The 8,487-nt window shown below is 65.4% G+C and carries 6 protein-coding genes; 2 read left to right on the top strand and 4 right to left on the bottom strand.

The genetic code is table 11. From position 1 onward, the window contains the following. Positions 1 to 157 precede the first annotated feature (157 nt). Positions 158 to 634, top strand: coding sequence for a low molecular weight protein arginine phosphatase (locus tag GXP39_07810; GenBank protein ID NOZ27941.1), 477 nt, complete (start codon positions 158 to 160; stop codon positions 632 to 634). On the opposite strand, the gene GXP39_07815 is transcribed toward GXP39_07810, so the two are convergent. Genes GXP39_07815 through GXP39_07825 form a run of 3 tightly spaced genes read right to left on the bottom strand, consistent with a single transcriptional unit; the run spans position 624 to position 3,681 of the window. Beyond that, positions 624 to 1,406, bottom strand: a complete 783-nt coding sequence (locus tag GXP39_07815) for a glycosyltransferase family 2 protein (protein ID NOZ27942.1) — start codon at positions 1,404 to 1,406, stop codon at positions 624 to 626. The genes GXP39_07810 and GXP39_07815 overlap by 11 nt on opposite strands. Further along, entirely contained in the window at positions 1,403 to 2,374 is a 972-nt protein-coding gene (locus tag GXP39_07820) for a glycosyltransferase family 2 protein (GenBank protein NOZ27943.1), read from the bottom strand. The genes GXP39_07815 and GXP39_07820 overlap by 4 nt, the downstream gene beginning before the upstream one ends. Beyond that, positions 2,371 to 3,681, bottom strand: a complete 1,311-nt coding sequence (locus GXP39_07825) for a hypothetical protein (GenBank protein NOZ27944.1) — start codon at positions 3,679 to 3,681, stop codon at positions 2,371 to 2,373. The genes GXP39_07820 and GXP39_07825 overlap by 4 nt, the downstream gene beginning before the upstream one ends. A gap of 180 nt (positions 3,682 to 3,861) precedes the next feature. On the opposite strand from GXP39_07825, the gene GXP39_07830 reads away from it, so the two are divergent. Then, on the top strand, positions 3,862 to 5,136 hold the full coding sequence (locus tag GXP39_07830; GenBank protein ID NOZ27945.1) for a methyltransferase: 1,275 nt from the start codon (positions 3,862 to 3,864) through the stop codon (positions 5,134 to 5,136). Between the two features lie 573 nt (positions 5,137 to 5,709). On the opposite strand, the gene GXP39_07835 is transcribed toward GXP39_07830, so the two are convergent. Then, positions 5,710 to 8,487 (bottom strand): phospholipid carrier-dependent glycosyltransferase (locus tag GXP39_07835; protein NOZ27946.1); only part of this gene is annotated, 2,778 nt, incomplete at its 5' end.

Below are 8,487 nucleotides of genomic sequence, written 5' to 3' on the forward strand. Positions count from 1 at the left end.
GTCCCATCCCCCTGACGCTTCCCCGCCCCAGCGAATGAGGGAGGAGGAGCTGTGGTGCCGGGGTTTCCCTGCTATCGTGCCCTCGCGGCGCCCTGCGAATTGTCCCCCGCCGGGCGACGTGCTATAATCGGCCCCGGCAAATCCCGTCGTCATGGGAATGGGTGTGAAGAAGATCCTGTTCGTGTGCACCGGTAATCTCTGTCGTTCTCCAATGGCCGCTGGCCTCATGCGTCAGCGGCTGGCCGCGGCCGGTTTAGACGGCCATGTGCAGGTGGCCTCGGCGGGGGTCTACGCGGTCCCGGGACGTCCCGCCAGCGCGTACGCCGTGGACGTGATGGCCGAGCGCGGCGTCGATATCTCCCAGCACCGCTCTCGGGATCTTACCCTGGCCGATATCGAGCAGGCCGACCTCATCCTGGTCATGGAGGAAGCCCATCGGCGTTCCATCTTCCACCTGGCCCCTCAACACCTCCGCAAGGTGTTCCTGCTCAGCGAGATGGCGGGGCGACATCACGATATCGAGGACCCGTACGGCGACCCCATCGAGGAATATCGTCGCTGTGCCGATGAGCTGGAAGGCTTGCTGGATGTGGGCTTTGCCAACATCCTGAAACGGGCCGGCCTCACGGACTAGCGTCGCCGCCATTCCCCTCCCGCTCTCTCAGGCGCATCATCTCCACGTAGGGCAGGAATCCATAATAATAGGCCAGCAGCAGGGAGAGCCGTAACCCCCACCACCCATCGCGGTACCCCTTTAGCGTGAAGAAGCGACGCCGGAATTCCCGCCACGGTTGCAGGACGAAGTTGTGAGGGCGGGGGCGTACGCCTCGCCTCCGCAGGGCCTCCGCCTCGTATGTGGCGTATCGGCGCTGTTTGGCGTGGAACTGATCCCAGGAGCGGTAGTTATAGTGGATCAGGGGATGCCTCAGGTAGCCGGATCGGCCGTTCAGGATCACCACCTCATGAACGGGGCGATCGGGGTCGTACCGGGCCTTCTCCCGCCGCAGTAGCCGCAGCTGATAGTCGGGCCACCACCCGGCCCCTCGCACCCTGCGGCCGACGATGTAGTTCTCGCGCGGCACCCACCAGCCCGCGTGCCCGGGGTCATGAATCACGTTCTGGATCTCTTTCGCCAGGATGGGGGTCGCCCGCTCGTCGGCGTCCACGAAGAAGATCCAGTCCGCCTCCACCCGTTCCAGCGCCGCGTTGCGTTGTGCGGCGTAGTTGTCGAAGGGGCGCGTGAGCACTTCGGCTCCCATCTCCCTCGCCAGCCGGACCGTGTCGTCCTCGCTGCCGGAGTCGAACACCACGCGGCGTTCGGCCCATGAGAGGCTCTCCAGACACTCCCGGATGTTGTCCTCCTCATTCCACGTGAGGACGACGACGGCCAGGGTCGGTGCGCTCACAGCCGGGCCACCTCCTGGTAAGCGGCCAGTCGGCGCTCCATCTCCTCCCGCGTGATCTCCCCTTGTTTCGCGGCCTCGCGGGCCCGCTGGGCCTCCGCCCGCATCCCGAGCCGCACGATCGTTCGGGCGACGGACCGCCAGATGGCGGGATAATAGCGCTTGAAGAAGCGATAGCGGCTGCGCCATAGCGCCACGTATGCACGATCCCGGAACTGGCGGGCGCTTTGCCCCTCATGGTGGATCACTCGCGCCTCCGGCACGCAGTACACGGACCATCCGGCCGCCTGGAATCGCCGACACCAGTCCATCTCCTCGGCGTACATGAAATAGCTCTCGTCCAGCAGACCCACCTGGCGGATCGCCTCCCGGCGGACCAGCATGGTCGCGCCCAGCACGAAGTCCACGGGGAACGGCTGTCCGCGATCGTACAGGGCCCGGGGGTAGCGCCCGTTGATGCGGGATTCCGTTAACCGCCAGTTGATGGGGAAGAAGTCCAGGAACACCTGCGCCAGCGAGGGGAAGCGAAAGGCGCTGTGCTGGAATCGGCCGTCGCCGTATCGAAGCTGTGCGCCGACCACCGCCGCATGAGGATGCGTGCTCAGGAAGCCTGCCAGGGCCGAGAGCGCGCCGGGCAGTAGCTCCGCATCCGGGTTGAGGAGCAGGACGGCGTCGGGGGCGTCGTCCGCGTCCGGCAGCCCCATCTCCCGCAGGGCCCGATTGTTGGCCCGGGCGAACCCCAGGTTTTCGGGGCTGGCGATCAGGTGGACCCAGGGGAATTGCTCTTGAACCATCTCGGCCGATCCGTCGGCCGAGGCGTTGTCCACGACCCAGGTCTGGACCTCCAGTTCAGGTGAGTGTTCCTGTTCGGACTCCACCGACATCAGGCAGCGCGCCAGCAGGTCTCGTACGTTGTAGCTTACCACGACGATGCCGATATGGGTGATCGGCTCCGGCGCGGCCTCGCTCATGGCACCCCCACGTGGATCAACACCCGATCGATATAATTGTTCTCGGCGTTGATCCCCACCCACTCGTGGATGAGCGCGCCCCAGGCGAAGATGTCGTTGCGGGGCGGCTTCTTGACCAGCTCGATGGCTCCGTAGACCAGCCCGCGCTTGCCGGGCATCAGGTACCATTGCTCGCGCCCGTTGATGATGCGGCGCTCCAGGTCCTCCGGGCGGCCGATGGCCCATCGATAGGGGAAGTCTGTCTCGGAGACGTCGAAGCGGATGCCGAATCGCCAGACGCCCGCCTGCTCGTAGAAGCTGTCGTTGCCGGTCTTGACGGCCAGCGTGTTGAAGTTCTCGTCGCTGCGGTAGACGGTGCCGGGCCAGGGGCCGGATGTGCGGATCGGGACCTTCCCGTAGTTCTCCACCACGGTGGTGAAGACGATGCGCCCGCCCAGCGGGATCCATAGCTCGCTCCCCACCGCGCCCTGCCAGTCGATCTCCGCGTTGGGGACCAGGGCTCTCGGCTTGCCGCCCTCCACGATGGTCAGCGTGCTGGTGACGACCACGTAGTTCCCCACGGCGTCGCGCGCCTCCGCCACGACGATGTACGTGCCATCCGGCGGGGGATCGGCCCCCAGATCGACGCCGCCGTCGTAGTCATAGTAGTGTGGGCCTCGCTCGCCCACCTTGGCCGTGCCCGCCGTCTCCCCCAGCGGGACGCGCAGGCTGGGATCGTCGGGGGAGACCAGGTAGACGTTGATCTCGCTCACGTCCTTGTTGAGGAAGTAGCTGATCCCCGCCCGGTCGTCGATGCCGTCCTGGTTGGGCGTGAACACGGGTGGCACCACGGTGAATTTGCGCAGCTCCGGCAATGTGGTGTCGGCGTTCTGGATGGTGATCGTCCCGCTGACGGACTCCGTGTAGCCGGACTCGTCGGTGGCCTCCACGGTCCACGTGTACACGCCATCCGGGAGGACGCGGCTGCGCACGATCTCGCGGGTATACTCGTTCTCCAGGATCATCTCTTCGCCGTCGATCACGCCGCCCCAGTAGACGCTGTACTCGCCAGGGGAGCGATCGCGCTCTCGGCGGAAGTAGTGGCGCTGGCCGGCCTCGTCGGTGAAGTAGATGGAGACCTTGGCGTTGCGTCCCAGCCGGTAGCGGATCAGGGTGACGTCGTCCTGGCCGTCGGCATTAGGCGATATGACGGCTGGTTCGACGGAGACGTTGCTTAGCAGCGGGCGCATGGCCTCGATCAACGTACAGCCGGCCGCGACCAGCGCGAAGGTGAGCAGGATCGAGGTAATGAAGAGCCTGCTTCTCAAGAGGAAGTCGTGCATTTTCATAACCCCAAGTGTACCAGAAATCAGCGTGATGGGCCAATTGGCGCCTGCGATGCTCCACATGGGTGGATGCAGTACGCTCGTTGACGAGGATCTGCTCGCCGGTTACAATGGGTTCTGTGTGGCCGCGTGACCCCATGAACCCGCAGGAGGCGTCCGATGCTGACCTCAAGAGAGCGAGTTGCGCTGTCTTTGAATCATCAGGAGCCCGACCGCGTGCCCCTGGACCTGGGCGGCAGCGCGGTGACCGGCATGCACGTCAGCTCCGTCTACCAATTGCGTCAGGCCCTGAAGCTGGACCCGCCCGGCACGCCGGTCAAGGTGGTCGAGCCTTATCAGATGCTGGGAGAGATCAAGCCCGACCTGATGGACGCACTGGGGGTGGATGTGGTTCCCTTGGAGTCTCCCAGGACGATGTTCGGGTTTAAAAAGGAGGGGTGGAAACCCTGGACGTTCTTCGACGGCACGCCGGTGCTGGTGCCCGAGGGGTTCAACACGGATCCTGAGCCCAACGGCGACATCCTGATGTATCCCGAGGGGGACAAGTCGGCGCCGCCCAGCGGCCGGATGCCCAAGGGGGGCTTCTACTTCGATACCATCATCCGGCAGCCGCCCATCGATGAGGAGAACTTGAATCCCGAGGACAACCTGGAGGAGTTCGGTCCCATCTCCGATGAAGACCTGGCCTACTTCCAGCGCGAGGCGGAGCGGCTGTACACGGAGACAGACAAGGCGATCTTCGCCAATTTCGGCGGCACGGCCTTCGGCGATATCGCGCTGGTGCCCGCTCCCTGGCTGAAGTATCCGAAGGGCATCCGCGATGTGGAGGAATGGTACATCAGCACGGTGACGCGGCGGGATTACGTGTATCGAGTGTTCGAGCGGCAGTGTGAGATCGCCCTGGCCAACCTGGAAAAGCTGTATCAGGCGGTGGGCGATCGCGTGTCGGTGCTCTTCGTCACGGGGACGGACTTCGGGATGCAGACCGGGCCATTCATCTCCCGGGAGACGTACCGGGATTTGTACATGCCGTTCCACAAGCAGGTGAACGACTGGGTGCATGAGCACACGTCGTGGAAGACCTTCATCCACTCGTGCGGCTCGGTGATGGCGTTGATCCCCGATTTCATCGAGGCCGGATTCGATATTTTAAACCCCGTCCAGACCTCGGCGGCGGACATGAGCCCGCGCGAGTTGAAGGAGCGGTTCGGGGATCGCATCGTCTTCTGGGGGGGCGGTGTGGATACCCAGCGCACGCTGCCATTCGGTACGCCGGAGGAGGTGCGGGAGCAGGTCCGTGAACGCATTCGCATCTTCGGGCCGGGTGGCGGGTTCGTCTTCAACACGATTCACAACGTGCAGGCCCGGGTGCCGGTGGAGAACCTGCTGGCGCTATACAAGGCCGTGCGGGAGTATGGACGGTATCCGCTGGAATAAGCGGCAGTGATTTCCCCTATCTCGGCCGGAAAGATCCTGCTTCATCGAAGAGGTCGAGAGTCTTGGCAGTCTCAGGAGCGCTGACGGATGGGGAGAGGGCTCTGGCCTCCCAGAGAGGCTGGGGCCTTTTAATCACAAAGCCGTGGGCTTATCGCTCGGCGTTGGTGCTCTTTAAGAAGGCCAGGCGTCTGGTTACGGACCGGTTGACCACTTTATCCAGAGGGGAATTCTCACGCGGCTGGGGCCTCACCACGAATATCTGCCCATCCTTCCGCCATCACTCCACCTCCGCCACTCTTTATATCACAAACCTTTCTTCTTCGGAAGCAGTCAGCCCGAGACACCTCATCTCGCCTTGTGGACACCCACGAGGAATGTCCCTGCGGAATTGCTACCCCTTGTAAGGGCAACCCTTGTGGTTGCCCCTGGACTTTGGCCTTTCCCTTTGATGGCCCAGATACACAGCTTTCTTTGCAGCACTACTCCGTATCTTGCGCGGGTAGTGGAGGGCATTGCCCTCCACTACCCGAAAGGCCAAACTTGTGGGACAGCCCTTGTGGTTGCCCGCTTCAGCTAATCCTCCGACACGACGATCTCCCCCAAACGCACGGCGTCGCCGCCGATGTCCAGGGACAGGCGCGGGAGGCCGGGCTGATTCGCGTCGTACAGGCCGATCTCCAGCGTGTAGCGGCCGGGCGACAGGTCCGCCGGCAACGTCAGATCGAAGCGATCGACGATGACCTCGTTGGGCAGCCAGCTCGTGGTCGGCCGGGCGCCCCGCCCCGGCACGTGGTCCTCCTGGGCCACGACGCGGCCGTTCCCGTCCAACAGATGCACGAACGCCGTGTAGGAGCGATCCATCGCCGTCACCGCCTGCCAGACGACGGTCACGGCCAGGGTTCCGCCCGGAGCGGCTTGCGGCGGGTTTGCGTCCACGCCGATCAGCCGGACCTGTCCCCCGAAGATCGCCTCGGAGGGCCACCTCACCGGTGGTGCCTCAAATCTATGCTCGACCGGGGTGATTCGCACCTGGCCCAAGGCGAGGGCATTGCCCAGCGGCTCCCCTCGTTCGTCGATCACCCGGCCGTAGAGCGTCAGGTTCCCGCCAGGAGCCTCCCGGGGCGCCCAGACCGTGTGCTGTCCCCGCACAGGCATCCCGGTCGGCCATGCCTCGGTCGGGTAGGGGACGTCGCCGGTCAGCGGCCCATCGCTCGGGGCGAAGCGCGTGTCATCGCGTTGCCACCACAGCTGCAGCGCCAGGCCGGGCGGCAGCTCGGACGTCGCCTGCCACCACGTCTCCAGCGTGAACGCGTCGCCCGGGATGATCTCCTCCGGGACGTCGCCTACCCCCAACAGGATCAGCCCGGGGGCCATCGGCATGGCCAGCGGTCGGGCGAATTCCAGCGTCTCCGAGGATACGCCTCGTACCAGCCGGGGCACGCGTATGGGCGTGAGGAAGGTGGACAGGCCCTGCGGCGCGCCGGAGACGTCCAGCACTTCCAGGGGAGGACCGCCTTCTGGGTACACTCGCAGGCGCAGTCGATACTCTCCCGGTGGGGTGCCCGGGTCGGCCGGTAGCTTATACCGCCCAAGCGTCACCTGACCCGGCCGCCACCGGAACGTGGGATACTCGTACGCGGACAACCGGCGATCGGGCAGCCGACCCCAGACGTGGCCGGCCGCGTCCAGCAGCTCCCCGGCCACTTTCAGATCCTCACCCAAGGAGACCTGCGCTTCCCAATAGAGGTGCAGCTCGCCGTCGTCTCGCTGCCTGTGTCCCAGAAGCCACACCTTGCCGCCGAAGTTCACATGTGCGGGGTAGGCGATGGGCGGTTCCCCCTCGAAGCGGGCGTCGGGCGCCCAGCGGAAGTGACGCACGCCCACATGCCAGAACGAGCGGTCCACCGGCAGCTCGGCTCCTGCCGCCTCCAGGATATCCGCGACCACACCGCTGGGGTCCACCACCTCGTCCTGCCAGAGGATCAGCCAGGCGCCCCGTTTCCCCGCCAGCGCCTGGGCCAGCCGGTTGCCCACCTCGTAGCTCAGCACCGCGTTCACGTCCAGCACGTCGATGTCGGGCAGCCGGACGCGCTCCAAATCCCCCGCGTAGTAGTCCCACACGGGGGACATGTGCCCGGAGACCAGGAGCACCGTCTCGTCCTGGGCGATGTGGGCGCGCACGTACAGGGCCGCGCCGCGAAAGTCCGCCTTGGTAAGGCGGGTGTCCGTGAACCAGGAGCGGTCGGCGTAGGCGAAGGCGGCGAGGATGAAGACCAGCGCGACGAGGGCGGCGCCTGCAAGGAGATGGGAGATAGGGCTCCGGGAGATGGGGGGGCGGATAAGGGTGTCGAGCCCGGCGGCGATGAGTAGCCAGAGCGCGGGCGAGGAGAGCATGAGGTAGCGCGGGTTGAATTTGGGCGTGCGCGATGAGAGGATCAGGATCAGCACGACGGGAACCAGAAGATAGCAGAGCAGGTAGCTGAGGGCCCAGGCTTTCCGCCTGTGGCAACGGAGGATCCCGATCAGGGCCAGCACCGTGATCGCCGCAAAGCCCCACCCGGCCCGCAGGGCTTCCGGCTCCAGCATGGTCTGTGGCGCGCCGAGGACGAAATTGATCCAGGTGTGTCGCAACGCCTCGCCCAGCTTGAGTTGCCCCTGCCAGTAGGAGGCATCCACCCGATAACGGTTCAGGACGAACGGGAGCCAGGGAAGGTAGCCGATGAGAATCACGCCCGCGGCGAGGATAGCTTCTGGGACGAGGGGCGATGGACGACGAGCGGAGGGCGTGAGGCGCGAAGGGCGGAGGAGGAGCAGGATGCCAACGGCGATGGCGAACGCGGCCAGCAGGAAGAAGGCGAAATAATGAGTGTAGACGGCGGCCAGGCCGGCGATGGCGAACGTCCCCCACCAACGTCGCCGTGTGGGGGAGTTCGAAGATTGCAGCGCCCGCAGGAGCGCGTACGCGACCACCAGCCCCAACGCCGTGAGCTGGGTGTACATCCGGGCTTCCTGGCTGTAGTAGACGTAAAGCGGGTTGGCGGTTGCCAGCAGCGCGGCCAGCGCCCCGGCCCGTTGGCCGATCAGCCGGCATCCCAGCGCGTAGATCAGGGGGATGGTCAACACGCCCCATGCGACCGACGGGAAGCGCAGAGACCACTCGGAGGTGCCGGCCAGGCGGACCCACCCGGCGACCACGTAGTAGTACAGCGGCGGCTGGATGTCGTCGGCCGTCCAGCGGGTGAGTTCGGCCAGCCCCTGGTGTACAACCTGCGCCGTCACGCCCTCGTCGTACCAGAGGCTCTGGGCGTCCAATCGGTACAGCCGTATCCCCCAGGCGATCAGGGTGAGGAT

This window comes from Chloroflexota bacterium (genome assembly GCA_013152435.1).
Lineage (GTDB): Bacteria > Chloroflexota > Anaerolineae > DUEN01 > DUEN01 > DUEN01.